The organism is Corynebacterium sp. LK31 (assembly GCF_014335015.1).
Classification (GTDB): Bacteria; Actinomycetota; Actinomycetes; order Mycobacteriales; family Mycobacteriaceae; genus Corynebacterium; species Corynebacterium jeikeium_D.
In genome coordinates this window covers 37,397-56,045 of record NZ_PDGW01000011.1, presented here as the reverse complement: position 1 = coordinate 56,045, position 18,649 = coordinate 37,397, and the positions used below count along the sequence as shown (strand labels likewise).

The 18,649-nt window shown below is 57.5% G+C and carries 13 protein-coding genes; 3 read left to right on the top strand and 10 right to left on the bottom strand.

What is annotated here, in order from left to right; all coding sequences use genetic code 11:
* Window positions 1–90 precede the first annotated feature (90 nt).
* From CRD18_RS02540 to CRD18_RS02500, 9 genes are all read right to left on the bottom strand, one after another.
* Window positions 91–882: an ABC transporter ATP-binding protein gene (locus CRD18_RS02540; protein WP_049190084.1), complete on the bottom strand. Its 792-nt coding sequence runs from the start codon at window positions 880–882 to the stop codon at window positions 91–93.
* Window positions 882–2,057 carry an iron ABC transporter permease gene (locus CRD18_RS02535; protein WP_101687636.1) on the bottom strand — a complete coding sequence of 392 codons (1,176 nt, stop codon included), beginning with the start codon at window positions 2,055–2,057 and terminating at the stop codon, window positions 882–884. Before CRD18_RS02535 ends, CRD18_RS02540 begins: the two co-directional genes overlap by 1 nt.
* 30 nt (window positions 2,058–2,087) lie before the next feature.
* Window positions 2,088–3,290 (bottom strand): ABC transporter substrate-binding protein, encoded by a 1,203-nt coding sequence (locus CRD18_RS02530; protein WP_150963233.1) that lies wholly within the window; start codon window positions 3,288–3,290, stop codon window positions 2,088–2,090.
* Between the two features lie 169 nt (window positions 3,291–3,459).
* Complete coding sequence (locus CRD18_RS02525; protein ID WP_070437896.1) at window positions 3,460–3,912, bottom strand: MarR family winged helix-turn-helix transcriptional regulator; 453 nt, start codon at window positions 3,910–3,912, stop codon at window positions 3,460–3,462.
* A gap of 70 nt (window positions 3,913–3,982) precedes the next feature.
* Window positions 3,983–4,474: a MarR family winged helix-turn-helix transcriptional regulator gene (locus CRD18_RS02520; protein ID WP_070437900.1), complete on the bottom strand. Its 492-nt coding sequence runs from the start codon at window positions 4,472–4,474 to the stop codon at window positions 3,983–3,985.
* A gap of 14 nt (window positions 4,475–4,488) precedes the next feature.
* Window positions 4,489–7,146, bottom strand: a complete 2,658-nt coding sequence (locus CRD18_RS02515) for an ATP-binding protein (protein WP_070862731.1) — start codon at window positions 7,144–7,146, stop codon at window positions 4,489–4,491.
* A gap of 3 nt (window positions 7,147–7,149) precedes the next feature.
* Complete coding sequence (locus CRD18_RS02510) at window positions 7,150–8,325, bottom strand: DNA repair exonuclease (RefSeq protein WP_049190081.1); 1,176 nt, start codon at window positions 8,323–8,325, stop codon at window positions 7,150–7,152.
* A 2-nt stretch (window positions 8,326–8,327) separates the two neighbouring features.
* On the bottom strand, window positions 8,328–9,386 hold the full coding sequence (locus CRD18_RS02505; protein ID WP_187406496.1) for a hypothetical protein: 1,059 nt from the start codon (window positions 9,384–9,386) through the stop codon (window positions 8,328–8,330).
* Window positions 9,386–12,625: a DEAD/DEAH box helicase gene (locus CRD18_RS02500; RefSeq protein ID WP_187406495.1), complete on the bottom strand. Its 3,240-nt coding sequence runs from the start codon at window positions 12,623–12,625 to the stop codon at window positions 9,386–9,388. Before CRD18_RS02500 ends, CRD18_RS02505 begins: the two co-directional genes overlap by 1 nt.
* A gap of 593 nt (window positions 12,626–13,218) precedes the next feature.
* Here CRD18_RS02500 and putP point away from each other — a divergent pair.
* The 3 genes from putP (at window position 13,219) to CRD18_RS02485 (ending at window position 16,090) form a co-directional block, all read left to right on the top strand.
* Entirely contained in the window at window positions 13,219–14,742 is a 1,524-nt protein-coding gene (putP, locus tag CRD18_RS02495; RefSeq protein WP_070827410.1) for a sodium/proline symporter PutP, read from the top strand.
* 133 nt (window positions 14,743–14,875) lie between these two features.
* The gene (locus CRD18_RS02490) at window positions 14,876–15,481 is read left to right on the top strand and encodes an HNH endonuclease family protein (protein WP_242458666.1); all 606 of its coding nucleotides are present in this window, start codon (window positions 14,876–14,878) and stop codon (window positions 15,479–15,481) included.
* Window positions 15,482–15,589: 108 nt separating this feature from the next.
* Window positions 15,590–16,090 (top strand): DUF2269 domain-containing protein, encoded by a 501-nt coding sequence (locus CRD18_RS02485; RefSeq protein WP_070856590.1) that lies wholly within the window; start codon window positions 15,590–15,592, stop codon window positions 16,088–16,090.
* Window positions 16,091–16,265: 175 nt separating this feature from the next.
* On the opposite strand, the gene CRD18_RS02480 is transcribed toward CRD18_RS02485, so the two are convergent.
* Window positions 16,266–18,437: a DEAD/DEAH box helicase gene (locus CRD18_RS02480; RefSeq protein WP_083295695.1), complete on the bottom strand. Its 2,172-nt coding sequence runs from the start codon at window positions 18,435–18,437 to the stop codon at window positions 16,266–16,268.
* Window positions 18,438–18,649: the final 212 nt, after the last annotated feature.

Below are 18,649 nucleotides of genomic sequence, written 5' to 3'. Positions count from 1 at the left end.
TGGCACAAGCACAACAAGTGCAACGAGAAAAGATGTTACCACTTGGCTGGGGCGATTAGCGAAATGCCCCGCACCCCAGCCAAATCCGCACTATGCGGCCTCAGAAACCTGGTCTTCCTCAATAGGACACACCACAGGAACGCCTCCATCATTAAGCACGCGGGCTCGAATTCCATAGACGCGGGCCAAAAGATCCGGTGTGAGAACGTCAGCAGGACTCCCCTGGGCAACCACGTGGCCGTCGTGAAGCATGACAAGCTCATCGCAGTAGCGGGCTGCGAGATTGAGATCGTGGATTGCGACGAGCGCCAAGGAGCTCCGTGAGGCGACCTCCGCGCGGACGAGCTGTAGGAGTTCCACCTGGTGGCGCAGGTCGAGGGCGGAGGTGGGTTCGTCGAGAAGCATGACCTCGGGATCGCGGACAAACATCTGCGCGACGGCGACGAGCTGACGCTGACCGCCGGAGAGCTCGCCGACGAAGCGGTCGGCAAGGTGCTCAATACCAACCTTCCGGAGAACCGCCGCAGTGTGCTCAATCTCGGAGCCGCGCACGCGCAGACGCCCGGCGCGCCGGCCAGAGACCAACACCGATTCAAATGCGGTCAGCGAGGCACTTGCTGGCAGATCCTGGGGCACGTAGCCCACCACATCGCGCAGTTCGGAGCCGACAACCCGCTCAGTGTCACGGGTCAGCACAATCTCCCCGGACATGGGCTTTCGAATCCCCGCCAGGGTGGTCATCAGTGTGGACTTACCCGCAGCGTTTGGCCCGAGCAAACCCGTCACCGTACCCGGCTTCAGCGTGCGCATCGACGCCCCGCGCAGCACCTTCCGCTTGCCATAGCCTGCAGCTACTTCGTTGACATCGAGAAATACGCCCATTAGTTCCACACCGTCCTCTTACGCAGGAAAACCAAACCGACAAAGAATGGGACACCGACGATTGCGGTAATGATGCCAATCGGCACTGCCACACCCGGCACCACCGTGATGGATACCGCATGAGCTGCCGCAAGCAGCGCCGCGCCTGCCGCCATCGATGCCGGGGCAAAGAAGCGCTGTTCTTCACCGACCAGCATGCGCGCAATGTGTGGACCGACCAGTCCGATGAAGCCGATGATGCCGGCAAAGGCCACTGCGGTTGCCGCCAGCAGCGAGGCTACAATCAGCGTCGCAATGCGCAGCCTATCCACATTGATGCCCACGGCTTTTGCGCGGGCATCGCCAAGTCGCAACACCGTCAGCGCCCACGCATAGCGAATGGTGAACGGAATGGCGATCAGCAGTGCCGCCGCAATAATGCCGTTGGCCACCCAGTTCGCGCGCTGGAGCGAGCCCATCGTCCAGAACACAATCTGCTGGAGCGCCTCGGTAGTCGCGCGGTATTGCAACAGCGACAACAGCGCTTGGAATAGAAACACCAGACCAATACCCAGCAGAATCATCGATTCCTTACCCGAGCCGCGCCATACCGACGCCGCCGCCACAATCGCCACCGCGATGACGGATGATACCCAGGCCACGGCCGCCAGGTTGAACTGCGCATGCGGAATAATCACCCAGCCCAGCACAATCGATGCCGCCCCACCGAACGCCGCTGCAGCCGAAATACCGAGGGTAAACGGCTCCGCCAGTGGGTTGTCGAGGATTGTCTGCATCTGTGCACCGGCAAGCGACAGCGCTGCACCAATCAGCACTGCCATCACTGATGCAGGAAGGCGCAGCTTCCACAGCACCGTACGAGTGGTTTCATCAACATCATTCGGGCTCACGATGCCCCGGACGACGTCTCCCACACTCAGTGACATCGGCCCCACGATTGTCGCCACTACAAACGCGCACACGGCCAGCCCCACCAGCACCGCAATAACGGCGATCTTTCGGGCTGAGCGTCGTCGGTACTGTCGCGCAGAGTCGTAGGTCGTGCTTGACGACGGACACTCGTGCTGTTCGGTGGCGGGCTGCGACTCTTGACCTCCACTGCCGTTGGTGGAGGTGGACTCGCGGGGTTCGTCGTCAAGCCCTGACGCGGGAGCGTGCAGATTGGTGTAAGTCATCGGATTCCTTCTTCGATGGTGGAAGATGGGTTACTTGGTCGGCTCCAGCGCGGTGAAGAAGGTGCCGCTGAGTTCGAAGGGCAGGTAGTCCTTGTGGAACTTGGCGAAGTCAGCGACCGGGTCGAGGTCAGCGAACTCCTCTGGGTGAATCCACTTGGCGAATTGCTCGAGCGCGAAGACGTTGTACGGCGAGTCGTAGAACTGGTGGAAGGCGGCGTACAGATCCCCCTTCTTCGGCGCGGTCAGGGTGTCAAAACCCGGAGTCTTCAGCAGGCCTTCCAGAGTGCGCTGTGCGGTCTCTGGGGTGGCGGTGTAGCCGAGTTCGACGTGTGGCAGCACTTCCGGCTTCTTCGGATCGAGCGCCCAAGAACCACCGGTGGCGATGATCTTCTCCGGCTGGACGGACAGGACCTTCTCTGCGGTCACGTCGCCCGATTCGGTGTCGAGGAGGCTGTCTCCGAGGTTCTCACCGCCGGCTGCTGTGACAAGGTCACCGAGGTTGGACTTGTTGACGGTCGAGCAGCAATCCTTGAGACCGGCTGCTCGCCAGACGAAGGTCTTTGGCTTGTCTTCGAGCTTGGCGGCACGTTCGGTGATCTCGTTGACGCGCTTTGTGTAGAAGTCGGTGAACTTCTTGGCATTGTCCTGCTCATCGACGATCTGGCCGAGGAGCTCGACGGACTTGGCGGTATTCTCCAGGGGCTTTTGCCGGAAGTCGGTGAATACGTACTTCAGACCTGCCTGATCGAGCTTGGTGAGGAAACCGGACTGCTCCGCGGCCTTCTTGTGGTCAAGGGTCATGACGACCACGTCTGGGTCGTGGGAGATGAGGTTTTCAACTGTGACATCGCCCTTGGCGATATTGCCGATGGTCGGCATGTCTTTCAGCTCGGGGTTCGTCTCGAAAAGCTTGGCTTCAAACGATGGTGCGCCCGAATGCAGATCGCTGCCCATGGCGACAACATGGTCACCCGGGTTTTCTTGGTCAAGCATCGCGGTGACAAACATGGCGCGACCTTCACCGAGCACGACTCGTTCTGGCTGCTTGTCGAAGGTCACAGTGCGACCTGCGACATCAGTGACAGTGAGTTCTCCCTTGTTGTCGGCAGCCGTGTTCGACTCTGCGTCCGCACCGCATGCTGTAGCGACGAAGCTCAGCGCTGCACACCCGATTGCGGCCAGAGTTTTGGTCTTTGGCGCGGTTTTAGCCTTGGCGAAAATATTGACTCTCATGCGTTTCAGTTTCTGCCTTGTTTATTTCTGCGTAATTTTTGGTACTTAGGGTGCACAAAGAGAAGTGAACAGTCACCCCTTTGCTTTAGGCACGCCTTACCTTACAGCTTGAAACGTAGAGAAAAAAGCGCCCTGCTAGTGGTTGTTTTACTAGCAGGGCGTGGAAGTCTTACTTCCTTTCGAGAACCGACTGGAAGCACCTCAGCATCACTTCGCGGTCTTCATTAGCAAGTGGTGAAATTACTTCCTGGCGAACAGTGTCTACATAATCCGGCGCCGCCTCGGCAAACACGTGCCGACCAACGCCTGTTAAGACGACGACATAATCCGAGTCCGGGTCTTCGCCGTGGTCTTCGGTGTGAATAAATCCGCGCTTTTCCAACCTGTTGGTATGCAGCAGCGCGCGGGGATGGTTCCACTTCAGTCGATCACAAATCTTGTCAACATGCAGAATCCCATCCTCTACCTCATGCAGAGCGATGAGCAGGGTAAAGTCCGCGAACGTCAGCCCGGTTCGAGTGCGTAGGCTTCGCTCGATATTGCGCTCTACCTCGCGAAAAGCAGCTACCATCGACTGCCAAAAGAGCTGTTCATCATCACTCAGCCATTCAAATGAGTTCATACTGCTCTAGGCTAATGGTGAGAGCCTCGTAGCGGAGACAAATGAGAAAACACTCACAAAAAACTTCTGGCTACTCTGCTTTTCCGTCGACTGAATCGGTGACCGTAGCATTGGCGGTCTCTGCAATCTTATCGAGCACAGCGGAAATCCCCTGATAGTCGATATTCTCACCGAGCACATCAAACAAAACATGGCGCACAAGCTTCACATGGTTCGGCGCCGCCTTCTCAATCACGGTTCGACCGTGTTCAGTAAGCGTGACATCAATACCACGGTTATCGCAGGCGCAGCGTTCCTTAGTTACTAGCCCGCGTCGCTCCATGCGAGTAATTTGATGCGACATTCGGCTGCGGTCCCATTCCAGGGATTCGCACAGGGTGCGCATGCGCACTACATTGTCTTCAGCCTCGGAGAGAACAACCAGAACCGAAAAATCTGCAGTGGAAATATCGAGAGAATCTTGCAGCTGAAGGTCGATTGACCTGTCAACGGCCCGTTTAGCGTTCAGAATTGAGCGCCATAACCGCTGCTCTTCATCACTTAACCACGGAACATCTTGCATATGTACAGAGCCTACTATCTTGAAACCAAATCCTGAATTTTCATAAACTCCGCTCCTGTCACACGATCAAAGCGGGCTTCATCGCACGTCAGGACTAATACCTGCATATCGCGCCCCGCTTTGGCAAGAGCATTATTCATCCGCCGCAAACGGTGTTCGTCTGAATAACCTAATGCATCATCAATAATCACCGGAGCGCCCTGCCCGCCCTCCATGACACCGGCAACGGCCAAGCGCAGCAGAATGTCCAGCTGCTCCTGCGCTCCACCAGATAGCTCATCGACATCGAACTTGCCATCGGCATTGGACCGTGACTCAATCTGCAAGTCCTCATTCATCGTGAACTGAGTTCCCGCACCGAACACACCGCCACCGTACTCTTCGAGCTTGCGCAGCAAGGGGTCAGCCAGCGCATTCCGCGATGCCACGCGTGCCTGTGTCATTACCTCCATGAGAGTCTTGGCGGCAGCTGCACGTCGACGCATTGAATTCCGATCTCGCTGTGTTCGCTCCACTACTCCCTCAGCTGCTGCCAGTTTCTCATTCGCGCTGTCGAAATAGTCCAAGTGCACCCGAATCTCTTGCCGACGCTTTTCCAGCTCAGCCAGGCGATTCTCAACTGCATCCCGTCGCTGCTTAGCGCCCGCGAGCGATGCTTCCACGTCGTCGGCATCCCGCTGCGCCAGCTCCTTCTGAGCCGCAGCCAGTTGCTCTTCTGCCGCCTCATAGTCCTTGCCTCGGTTTTCCACCGCAGCAAAGATCTCGGCGTCCGAGGCTTTTTCTCGCGTCGCCGTGAGCGAATCTTCGCGGACCTTCAGAACGGACCGAGCCCCTTCAAGCTCGCTGCTGGCCTTCGTATAGTTGGCGTGTGCAGGACGCTTCTCCAGCTTCGATAAGCGCATATCAGCACTGTCGCGCTCCGACTCGGCATCCCTACGCCCCACTGCAGCTTCTTCCAGCCGGGACTTTGCCGATACCAAGTCAATCTCCGTCGGCGCTTCCTCGCCCGCAAGTTCCTGATACCGCTCGCCGTGTACTCGTGCTTCTTCCTTCGCATCGTCCAACTCTGCTGTGAGCTGGTGATACTCCACACCGTCGGACACCGCAGTTATGGATGTCTCCACCTGGAATTTTGCTTTTTCCGCTTCCCGACGTCGTGTGTATGCCTTTTGTGCTTCCGCGACGGAATCAGCGCCTGCAACCTCAAGCTGTTCTTTGAGCGATGTCTCTGCTTTTTCTAGCTTGCGCTGCTGCGAATCTGAGCCGTCTCCGGGCTGTATAGCAACCGTGACGTCGCCGACTTCGATGGCCAATGGCTTAGTAACCGCGCGTTGAACTGTCTCAGCCTCCGGAGCTAGCCCCACTTTCTCGCCGTCGACCGTGACCTCCTGCGCACTACTAGCCGAGAGCTGCACACTCGGGCTCGATGCCTCCAGCACAGCGGCGGCTGTTGCAACTTCGCGTTCGCAGGTCAACAGTTTTTCCATTACCTCTTCGGTAACGGAATTCCGAGTAATTATCTCCTTGTGCTCTGCCAATTGCGCGCGGAGCGCATCGAGTTTCTTCACTCGCTTCGACAGAGCTTCAACCAAACCGCGCTTCTCTCCCAATGCAACTTCAGCTGCGGCCAGTTCTTCTGCCTTTCGAGCTTCGCGGTACGTGTTTACAACCGCATCGCGATCTTCCTGCGCCTTCTTTAAAGCTGCGACCTCCTTATCGAACGCTTCCTTAAATTCAGCAACTTTCTTCTCTGCAGCAGAATGCTGATCCTTGGCTTCTTGTGCCTGCTGAATGAAAGCTTCGCGCTCTTGCTGAGCCTGTTTAGCTAAGTCCAGCTGCTGCTTCGCCGCTGCAGAGACCTCCTGTGCCTGGGAGACGGCAACCCTGAACTTTTCGAGTTCTTCTAGTGCCTGGCCCCAGTGCTCGACTTCGTTTTGGGCTTCTGGCAACGATGCCCGCTGCGTTTGCTGGCTTTCTTCATTACGAGCAGCTTCCTCATTGAGCGCTTCGAATTCCCGGACCTTTTTCGCCGCTTCGTCGCGCACCTGCTGGGCTTCCGCCAGCTCCTTGTCTACGTCGGTAACCTGCTTGCGCTCTTTGCCATTTTTTTGGAAATAGTTGCCGTATTCGGCTTCAACGGCTTCAAAAAGGCCTACCTCTTCTGCGGTTTCCGCGCGCTGCCCCGATGCCGACTGCAATGCGCTAGTGACTTGTACATAACCGCCCAAGGAGAGGGTCTTTTGTGCTTGCCCCTGTTCAGCAACGAAAACCTGCCACAGGTTCTTGGTATCTGCATTGTGCATTCGGGCGGCCAGCCACTCCTCCGCCTGGTCATCTTTGAGAACCTCGGCTGTCGGAGAGTGGACGGTGACGATTGTGCCGGTGTCCTTGGTGCCACCAAAGATCTTGTCCAGCGTAAATTCGTAGCCGTCAAGCTCCAGCCGGAGCTTAACCTGCGGCTTTTCCTGGCTGGAGTGACTGTTCAGACTAAGCGCTTCGCTTGACCTGGACTTCCATTTTGTCGTCAGTGCAACGTGAATAGCTTTGGCGATTGTCGTCTTACCCGACTCATTTTCACCGGAAATCACTACCACGCCGCGCTCGGCGAGCCCTGTGATTGAGAGTGAATCAATCGCACGTACATTGTGTAATTCGATGTCGTGAAAACGCATGATTTATTCCTTCTCTCCTGCCAGGCGGGCCAGCAAGCGAAGCGCATCGGCTGCTGCGGTGGTTTCAGATTCTGATAGGGGGCTACCGCTCTCGGTTCGTCCCTTACTCAAGACCGTTAGTTTTTCTGCAGCTATGAGCGGATAACCGGTGAGATTGAGATTAGAGATATCCCCCTCGGACGGAACCACCGTCAAATCGGAACCACTTTCCCGGCGATAAAGTGCAGCGAAAAGCTGTTGATACTGCTCAAGTCGATTTTCAAAGGTAGTCGACTCCGACAGTGTCACGGTTCCTCGCAATGAATACTTCACCGCTGTGTCTGTCTTCGCCTCGATACCGTCCAGTTCAGCAAAGAACTCATCGAGGTCTTCCGCGCCAGTGATATCCATGTCAATGGCATGAAAAGCCCACTGCCCCACTCGGTGGGAGGCCACGGTAACTGAGCCCTTTTCGGGGCCGCTCTCTACAATGTCGACGACGAGTGCATTGCCGGAATCCCGTTCTTTGTCGTCGTACGCTGTGGTTTCGTGTGCGCCGGAGAAATAAACTCTGCCAGCATGATCGAGTTGGCTCGTGGAGTGGGAATCCCCCAGCGCAACATAGTGCAACGCCCCGCGCTCAATAGCTTGTTCCAAGCTGGTCAGATCAATGGTGGCTCCTGCATCAGCACCAAAGCCTTCTACTTGGCCGTGTGCGACCATCACTCGGATTCCATCGGCGGGCTCAAGCTCCGTGGCTATTTCCGCCACGATGTCGTCTGCCGAATACTTGCCGCGCACTGGCACGCCGATGAGTTCCACCCCGTCACGGATGGCAATGGGCGCGCTGTCGCGAATTACGTAAACTCCTCGGTCTTCCAAAGATTCGAAAGCACTACGTCGATAGATGGAAGAAGCATCAAGCGCATCATGGTTGCCGGGTAGGAGATACACCGGCACGGGTAGCTTGGCGATTCGCTCAAGAGCCCGCAGGAACACCTTATCCGGCAATGTGTTGGAATCGAACACGTCTCCAGCGACGACAATGAACTCAGCGCCTTCGCTGGTCGCCAACTCGCCGATGCGGTCGATGGCGTTGAGGCGACTTTCGTGGAACCTAGCTTGGGCTTCACCGCCGTCGAGCTCTAGGAACCACCGAGTCATTCCCAGTTGCCAATCTGAGGTGTGAATGAATTTCATGACTAGCGCTCCTTTTGTCCCAGGCTCAGCGATTCCTGCAGATGTTGCCAACAATCTTCCAAATCGGCGACTGCACGAATGGTCTCTCTCGAAATTACGCAGGTTGGCTGCAATGCTTCATGCAGCAAACTGCGGTCGGTAACTGTTAGTGGGTCAATAACCTCGAGCGAAGGAACGCTGACTCGTTCCAAATCATTGCCCCAGTAGTCGGCTTCGACAGCGAAAAGCTCGGCAACCTTTTTCTGCTCGTTGTCACCGCCATCATTTCCACCAGCGCCATCCGAGTTCTGGGCGGTTTTATCGGGATTCTCCCGAACCGCGCCACCAAGCCCGAGGCGCTTCGGCGCAGTCCGGTTTCGCAGCTGTGTTAGTTCCTGAAGCCGGCGTTGCAATTCGCGCTGCGGATAATCGCGCAGCTGTAGTAGCGACAGCGGATCGCGGTCGATATCAGCGACAAGTTGAGCGGCAACTGCAACGGTGTGCTTACACACAGGTGCCGGGTCCGGGCAGGTGCATTCGCTGTAAATGTGCTCTTCGCCATCGCACAACAGCATTTCCATCTGATCATACGGCAACTCGCCGTGCTCAAACTCTGTGAAGGCCGACGGATTGTTCACCAACCACCGCAGTACGTCGTCAGTTTGTTTCTGCTCCCGCCGTGGGAACCGAATAAAGACTGAAAATGGTTCCGGCTGGCTGCCCTGCACTTCACCGATGATGTAGCCATCCGCGATTCGAAGCCCCAGCACATTGCCGTCGAACCTGTACTTCTCACCTCTGTGAACACGACCCGAATCAGCGCCACGGATGATGAACTCCCACACCCACCGGGCAAAAGTAGTACGTGGCTCGACCGCCACGCGCGCTGCGGTTCCACGTCGCTGCTGTCCGGTAAATGCACCAGCCCAGTCCTGGGTGGCCAGGAGCTTTTCAATCGTCGAGCTGGTTGCTGGCGCGCTTCGCGCCGTAGTCCTTTTACGACCACGCTTTCCAGAGGGCCCCTTGCCAAACTCGGCAAAGATGACATTGTCGCCCCATGTCACGTCTCCGTCACCGGCCATCAGTACCACCTCTTCTGGACTCTAAACGGGGTCACATTGTTGGGAATCGAATCGTCATCCGAGGTTGTGGAGTCCGATGCCGTGCCCTTCGGGTTCACCCCATCAGTCACCGTCCCACCGGACTTTGACTCCGCTGCGTCCATCGATTCACGCAGTGACTGAATCTTGTCCTTGTCCAATTGCCACAGTGACCGCAAACGGTGAAAGTCCATCTCCGTCAGCTTGGTTTCACCAGCGCGCACAACTGCATCCGCCAATTCTGCTTTTTCAAAAATCAGCTCGTCGATGCGTTCTTCAAGCGTTCCAACACTGACCAGCTTGTGCACATGGACGTCTTTACGCTGACCGATGCGGTAGGAACGGTCCGTGGCCTGGTTTTCAACCGCTGGATTCCACCACCTGTCAATGTGAATGACGTGGTTGGCGGCAACCAGGTTGATGCCGACACCTGCCGCGAGAGTCGACAGCAAAATGATTGGCGGACCGTCCGGGGCATTAAACTCTGCCACTACTTTCTCGCGCTGTGCCGGAGTCATTGCCCCTTGAATAAACGGAATGTCCACGCCCAAGCGCTTGCTGAAATGAGGGGCAAGCATCTTGCCAAACTCCACGAACTGCGTGAACACAAGCGCGCGTTCACCGTTTTGCACAATCTCATCGACGAGCTCTTCCAACCGTGCGACCTTGCCCGAGCGATGCTGCCCATGATTAAGCAGCCCCGAGCCGTCGTGCTGGTAGTGCGCTGGGTGGTTGCAAATCTGCTTCAACTTCATGATGCCGCCGAGAATGATGCTCTTTCGCCCGAAGCTGCCAGAACGATTCCGCTTCGAGCGCTTAAGTTTGTCCTCGATATCCTTCACGGCCTCCTGATACAAGAAAGCCTGCTCCGTCGTGAGAGGCACCATCTCCACCTGCTCATTCTTCTTGGGCAGGTCCGGCGCGATAGCTGGATCCGACTTGAGTCGGCGCAGGATAAAAGGTGCTGTAATCGACTGCAATTGCAGTAGCATTTCCGCATTCCCATCACGCTCGATGGGAATCGCAAACTTGTTGCGAAATGCATTCGCCGAGCCCAGCATGCCTGGATTACAGAAATCCATGATGGTGCGCAGTTCGCCCAAGTCATTTTCCACCGGAGTACCAGTCATGGCGATGTTGTGTCGCGAGCCCAGGCTCCGCAGCGCTCTGGATACCTGTGCGTTGGGGTTCTTAATTGCCTGTGCTTCGTCAGCAATCACATGATCCCACTGCACTTGGGCGAGTTCGTTCACATCGCGGGTAGCAACACCATAGGTCGTCACAACAACATCGTGTTTTCCGATAAATTCTTGTAGTTCTCCACCATGAGGGCGGTTTGAACCATGCAGCAGCCCAACCTTAAGCTCTGGAGTGAACTTAGCCGCTTCTGCTGCCCAATTGCGCAACACACCTGTCGGAACCACCAGAAGCGAAGCCTTGTGCTCTTGAGCCGTAGCATCTGCTTTCCGACGGCAGCGCTCATACTCCAACAGCGCCAGAATTTGCACAGTCTTACCGAGCCCCATGTCATCAGCGAGAATGACACCAAAGCCGCGGTTGGACATATCCGTCAGCCACTCCACACCGCGCTGTTGATACTCCCGCAGCTCACCGACAAAACTCGGTGGCACCTCGACGGACTCTGCGAGGACCGTGGAACCGTCTGAGTACTTCGACACCAACGCCTTGAGCCAAGAGGGATCCCTGGGGGCGACTGGCACTGCTGCTGGAGCTTGCGACTCTAAGCCACCGTCGAAGACCAGCTCTTTCAGGGTGGCTTGCCCCTTACCGGTTTCCTCCCCGGCCTTGGTCTGCTCCACCAAAAACTTCAGGGCTTCCCTAGCTACCTCTGGGTTCGCGTGCACCCAATGGTCTCGCAGATGCACTAGCCCCGTACTCGATGCAGCGAGCTCACGCATTTCCGCTTCCGTCAGTACGGCATCCCCCACGGCCAGCTTCCACTCGTAATCAACCAGTTGGTCAAATCCGAGTTTCGGTTCCGAACGGCGCCCAGCAGGCCCCGTCGGATCTAACTGGATGACTTCAGTGTGCAACTGCAGGGTGGTCTCCACTGACTTCCAGTTCGGCGGCAGCATCACATCGATATCAACCTTTGCCAGCTGCGAGATGCCATCAGTCATAAGCTCTATCAGCTGCTCTGAGGTCAGCAGCAGATCCAAGCCCGGGTGGCCCGCTGCCTTCGCATATTTGAGCGTTGGGAATGCCTCCTGTGCAGCCAATAGCTGCGGGCGAAGCAGCGACAGCACGGACCGGCGACACATTTCTGGATTCAGGTGCTCCGGAGCTGCGACGCCGATGCGGTAGTACATCCGCAATGGCCATAGAGTCTCATGTTCCACCGCAGCTGAACGAGGATTGAAGCGAGTTACTGAGCCCCCTTCTTCATCCGCTCGATCCTGCAACTCCAACAGCTGCGGAAGATCCACATCCGGCAAGTCTTCCAGCTGGCCTTCAAAACCAACAGGTTCCTGCACCATTAGCTGCAGACGAACATCCTCACCATCGGCCGACAGTCTCCACTTTGCCAGTGACTGCGCCACCCCCGGCGTCGCACGCCCCAGGGACTGAGACTGCAACAACGACCGCACGAAACTCTGACGCTGTTCTGCTGGTTCATCCAAATCGGCCAGGAGCGCGTTGGTGACCCAATGAAACATCCGATTGATGAAGTCCTCAGCCACCGTGGCACCTCCGTTATCAATCAACACCGGTGGTGTACGGGAAATGACCTGACTCTGCCAAGCAATCTCACTCAGCCCCTCCGACATCCGCCACGTCGGCCACCACTCATTGTCTTCCCATGTCAGCGCCACCAATGCCCGCCCAGAGCGTGCGAAAGCATCCAATCCCTGTACAACATCCACAAAGAACCGAAGATCCGGTGCCATCGCCGCCGAGGCAACTTCCTCCTGCAATTGCACCAGTGCTGTCACCGCAGCCCATGGCGGGAACACCCATGTGGGTACCGCTTTCTCTACTGCCCGCCCCTTCGGTGTGCGCAGTTTTAGCGTCAGTTGCGCTCGACTCCCCTGGTCCAGCACTGCAAAAAGCCGACGCTGATGCGCCGGGACTTCCAGCAAATCCACGTCCGCAATAATCCGGTGCCCCTCTGGCCGCTCCACCCATAGGTGAAGACCCGAATCATCTTTCCAGACCGCGTGCAGCAGCAACGGCACCGCTGACTTAGCAACTTGATCCATTACTTCCTCCCCACTGCTTGCTCAGTCATCGCCTGCTCAGTCATCACCGTCTAATCACCCGGCGACTTCGCCACCAGATATTTGTTCAATGAAGATTCTGCCACGCACCCCGGATCAGCTTTTCCACCACACCACAACATTAGCACGCTTGTTCGAATTATGTATCTTGCAAAAACTACTCCCCTTCTGCCCAAATACCCCTTTTCCCAGGTAATTTGTCGCACTTAACCGATTTTTAAAAGCTTTTTCAACGCTTCTTATCTTGCAATGCAGCGCATCACATGAAAACGTCGTATAGGCCACAAGAATTAAAAATGTGTGACTCGTGCAATAGTTCTGCCATGGTTCGCATGTGCCAGTAGGCTCCGATGACTGTCGAAGATAGTCCGGAAGCTGAAGCTGTGTTGAATCGCGAACCGCAGGTTCCACCGTGAACGTCGGCCACTTTTTGGCTCGATGCTGCCGCGTCGCTGTGAACGTCGTCAAGCAGACTTGATTAAGCGAAATTGAGTTGTGCGCCGAAAATGCTTTTTGGTGCGCTAGGTAGTGCGCGAGTCCGACTGTACGACTAATAAATAATGAGGAGTTGCCCTGTGGACCAACACACATGGTTCATCATCGCACTAGTCATTTATCTGCTGTTGATGGTCTACATCGGTTGGACCGGATGGAAAAAGACTGCAGAGTATGACGAATACATGATTGGCGGCCGCGGCCTACATCCGTTCGTCGCGGCACTGTCAGCGGGTGCATCGGACATGTCCGGCTGGCTGCTGATGGGTCTGCCCGGCGCGATTTACCTTTCGGGTCTGAACCAGACCTGGATTGCAATCGGCCTGGTCGCAGGCGCATGGCTGAACTGGAAGTTCACCGCACCACGCCTGCGTAGTTACACCAAGATTGCTCGTAACTCGATTACCGTGCCGTCGTTCCTGGAGAATCGTCTGCACGATACGTCGAAGGTGCTGCGCGTTGCCGCAGGCCTGATTATTTTGCTGTTCTTCACCTTCTACGTCTCCTCGGGCATGGTGGCAGGTGGCCGTTACTGGGAGTCGACGTTCGGTGGCAACTACCTCGTCGGCATGCTGTTGGTAGCGGCTATCACTGTCGCGTACACCCTGTTCGGTGGCTTCCTGGCGGTGTCTTACACAGACACGGTGCAGGGCATCATTATGTTCATCGCACTGCTGGCGGTTCCGACTGTCGGCATCATCTACCTAATCAACAATGGCAACTCCGCCTCGGACATCTTCAGCTTTGCTGCTAACAACCCCTACCCGGGCAGCGAGGGACAGCCGGTTGAGGCCTTCTTCGATCCGTTCGCTGGCATTCCGCTAATCACGATTATCGGTCTGCTCGGCTGGGGTCTGGGCTACTTCGGCCAGCCGCACATTATCGTTCGCTTCATGGCTCTGCGTAGTGCAAAGGACGCAACCGAGGGCCGCCGCTGGGGCGTTGGCTGGCAGGCACTGTGCATGCTCGGCTCCGTCCTCGTGGCGCTGACCGCAACTGTTTTCTTCGCTACGAACCCAGATGCTTCGGTCACTGATGCGTCTTCCTACGAGACTATCTTCCTGGACATGACCCGCATCCTGTTCCACCCGCTGATTGCAGGCCTGATTCTGACTGCAGTACTGGCAGCAATCATGTCCACCATTTCCTCGCAGCTGCTGGTGTCTTCCTCCGCGCTAATCGAGGACCTGTTCAAGGCAACGGTCAACAAGTCCCTGCGTCCGAAGACCTACATGGCTCTCTCCCGCGTCGCCGTCGCGCTGATCGCCATCATCGCCGCAATCATCGCTGCTAACCCGAACAGCTCCATTCTGGATCTGGTTGGCTTCGCGTGGGCTGGCTTCGGCTCGGCATTCGGCCCGGTGCTGCTGGCCGCCCTCTACTGGTCGCGCCTGAACACGCCAGGTGCTGCTGCCGGCATGATCACCGGTGCGGTTGTCTCCTTCGCATGGGGCATGAGCTCGCTCAGCGACACTCTCTACGAGATCGTCCCGGGCTTCGCCGCTGCAACTGTCGTGATGATCATCGTCACGCTGGCCACGAAGGAACCGAATGAGAAGATCAAGGAAGAGTTCGACCACGCAGCAAAGCAGGCTCTGGTCTAACGCTTCGATCTAAGCTTGGCCTCCGCTAGCCCCACAGGCTAGCCCCGGCGCATACCTACAAGGGAACCGAAAAAGTATTTTTCGCGCCCAACTAGGTATGCGCCCTTTTTTATTTGCCATCCTAGCCGCCGTCTTGACCGCCGCCTTTGTCTCATCCTTTGCACTTACGCGAGTTCTCGTCACATCCTCCCCCGCTGGGCCGGACGCGGAAGCCGTCGTCAAGCAACTGCGCACTGTGCGCGTCGTCGCAGGCCGCCCCACCGTCACCGGGTACAAGCGCGAGCGCTTCGACGTCTGGGCAGGTTCTGCCGATTGCAATACACGCCATAAAGTGTTGGCGGCGTGGTTCGGGGGCTCTGTATGTTCGCTTGACGACGACTCCCTGCGCGAAATCCCCGACCCTTACACGGGTGACCCGGTGGGGGCGCATGAGGTCGATATCGACCACATTTATCCGTTGCCAGCGGCGTGGGATTTCGGAGCCTACACCTGGGATGCCGAGCGGCGTCGGCGATTTGGCAACGATATCGAGACCAACCTCGTGCCCACGCGAAGCGCAGTCAACCGGGATAAAGGCGATGCCAGCCCGGCCGAATGGCTTCCTGCGGATACGAAGGCGTGTGGCTATTCGCAGCGTTACTTAGCGGTGGCCATTAAATGGGACCTGCCCGTATCTTCGGCAGACTGGACGGCGCTGGCAGCTGCGTGTGGTATCCCCGCGGGGAAAGGCACGAAATAGAGAAAAAGGTGCGAGCACGTTAAGTTAAGGACTGGTCTTAATAAGGAAATATCCAGGCCACTCCTCGCTTGAACGCGAGGCCTACATTCAGTCGTGGAAAGGTAATACGTGCAAAACGTAGTTCTTATGGTTCACGTCCTAGCGGCAATTCTGCTGCTTGGACCGGTGACTGTCGCAATTTCGATGTTCCCGAAGCTCGCGCTTGCAGCCCGCGGCGGAGAGGCTGGAACGGTCGGCTCCGCGCGCACCATGCACGCCATTTCGCGCACCTACGGCATGTGGTCGCTGCTCGTGCCGCTGCTCGGCTTCGGTGTCATGTTCACCGATGTGTCGGCCTACATGAAGTCCGGGGCAATGCACGCCGCAATCCTGCTGGCGATCATCGCCTGGGCACTGCTGTTCTTCCTGATTATTCCGCGTCAGCGTCTGATGATGGCCGGCCTCGGCATCGCTGACGAAGACGAGGATGTCAACGACCCGGAGTTCATCGAACGTCGCAAGAAGGCTGACGAGCTCGACTGGGACAAGCAGAAGGGCCAGCTGGCCATGTTCTCCGGCATCTTCTCCCTGCTGTGGGTTGTCGCCGGCATCCTGATGTTCTTCATCTAGAGCTCACGCTCAGACACAATAAAACTGCCGGTGCGCCTGTACGTTTCGGCCCGACTTTTAGGGCTTGGAAGTACATGCGCACCGGCAGTTTTTTTATTTTCTAGGTCAGCGCCAAGGGCGGTCGTCGGTTGTCGCCTGACGACGCTCCCCCCCCAGCTCACCTCACCTAGCAGGTTTAGCGGCGTCCGCCTCGGTAACCACCGCGACGGTCATCACGGCCACCACGGTAGCCACCGCGACCGCGACCGCCACCACGACGGTCATCGCGACCGCGACCACGGCCACCGAAATCGTCACCGTCATCGAAGTTTCCACGGTAGCCACCACGGCCACGGCCACCACCACGACGGTCATCGCGACCGCGACCACCACGGTATCCTCCGCGACCGCGGCCGCCATCACGACGATCGCCACGGTAGCCACCACGGCCACCGCGGTAGTCATCGCTGTCGTCGACCGAGGTGCCGTCGTCAAGCTTCAGCCCAATGAGCTGGCCGGAGATGCGAGTATCGGAGAGGTTGTTGATGACTTCTTGCGGCAGGTTGGCCGGCAGTTCGACCAGTGTGTGGTCGCCACGGATGTCGATGTGTCCGAAGTCCTTGGAGGACAGGCCACCCTCGTTGGCGATGGCGCCGACGATGGCACCCGGGCGGACGTGCTGGCGACGACCGACGCTGATGCGGTAGGTTGCGGTGCCCTCGCGGTCGAATTCGACCAGGTCAGCGCGCTTGCCCTGACCGCGCTCACCGCGGGAGCGACCATCGCGGCCACGGTTGCGGTCGCGGTCGAAACGATCACGGTCACGGTCGTTACGACGGCCACGCGGCGGTTCCTTCATTAGGAAGTCGCCCGACTGTGCCTGCGCAGCGATAGCGGCGGCGATATCAACCAGTGGGGTGTCGTGCTCTTCTGCGTACTCCTCGATGAGCTCACGGAAGACCGGAACCTGCGAATCAGCAAGCGCCTCGGTCAAGTCATCAGCGAACTTCTGCTTGCGAGAGTCGTTGACCTCATCGACGGTCGGCAGCTTCATCTCGTGCAGCTGCGACTTGGTTGCACGCTCAATCGAGCGCAGCAGGCGTCCCTCACGCGGGGTGACAAAGAGCAGCGCCTCGCCGGAGCGGCCAGCGCGGCCGGTACGACCGATGCGGTGGACGTAGGACTCGGTGTCGTGCGGAATGTCGTAGTTGACCACGTGGGAAATGCGGTCAACGTCCAGGCCACGAGCAGCCACATCGGTTGCCACCAGGATGTCCAGGCGGCCGTCCTTGAGCTGATCAATCGTGCGCTCACGGAGAGTCTGCGGGATGTCGCCGTTGATGGCAGCAGCGGAGAATCCGCGGGCACGCAGCTTCTCGGCGAGCTCCTCGGTCTCGTGCTTGGTGCGCACGAACATGATCATCGCTTCGAATTCCTCGACTTCGAGGATGCGGGTCAGCGCGTCCAGCTTGTTGCGGTGGCTGACCATCAGGAAGCGCTGGCGAATGTTGTCCGCAGTGCGAGTCTGGGACTTGACGGTAATCTCTTCCGGCTCCGTCAGGTACTGCTTGGACAGGCGACGAATCGCAGCCGGCATGGTAGCCGAGAACAGCGCGACCTGCTTGTCATCCGGGGTGTCGGCAAGAATGCGCTCGACATCCTCCTGGAAGCCCATCTGCAGCATCTCATCGGCCTCGTCCAGCACCAGGAAACGCAGGTCGGAAATGTCCAGCGAGCCCTTCTCCAGGTGGTCGATGACACGACCAGGCGTGCCGACGATAATCTGCGCACCTCGGCGCAGACCCGACAGCTGCACTCCATAGGACTGACCACCGTAGATTGGCAGGACCTGAATCTTGCCCAGGTGATCAGCAAACGACTGGAAGGAGTCCGCAACCTGCAGCGCCAGCTCACGGGTCGGAGCAAGCACCAGAGCCTGTGGTGCACGGACGGAGCGATCAATGCGAGCCAGAATCGGCAGCGCAAACGCCGCGGTCTTACCGGTACCAGTCTGAGCCAGGCCGACGACGTCGCGGCCGCTCATCAGAGTCGGGATAGTTGCAGCCTGAATTGGGGACGGAGTCTCAAACCCAACCTTGCGAACTGCATTGACAATGTCATCCGGCAGCTCAAGCTCATCGAAGCCGACGGTGTCGTCGCCGTTGTCGTCTTTGTTCTTTTCGGCCTTCTTCTCGGCCTTTTCCTTGACCTCAGCCTTTTCGGTCTTTTCCTCAGCGGCCTTCTCTTCGACCACCGGTGCTTCCTCGGCCACTACATCCTCGGCCTTCACAATTGCGTCCTCGCGCTGGTTTTCGCGCTGATCCTCACGGTTTTCCTCGACGCTGCCATTCATTTCATTATTAGCCATTTGGGGCTCTTCCTGGGCCTTTTCGCCCGCACACTCAATATTCAACAGTTGATTACTCACAGTTGGGTCGCACATACATGACCCGCCCAATTTACGTTCTTGTTTTCAGTGCTCTCACGTCGGAATTGCGATGACATCGCTTCTCTTGCACATACTTCGAAAAATTGCGCCCAAACCCAATTCAGCTTTTACTTCCGAGGAGGGGCGCCCAT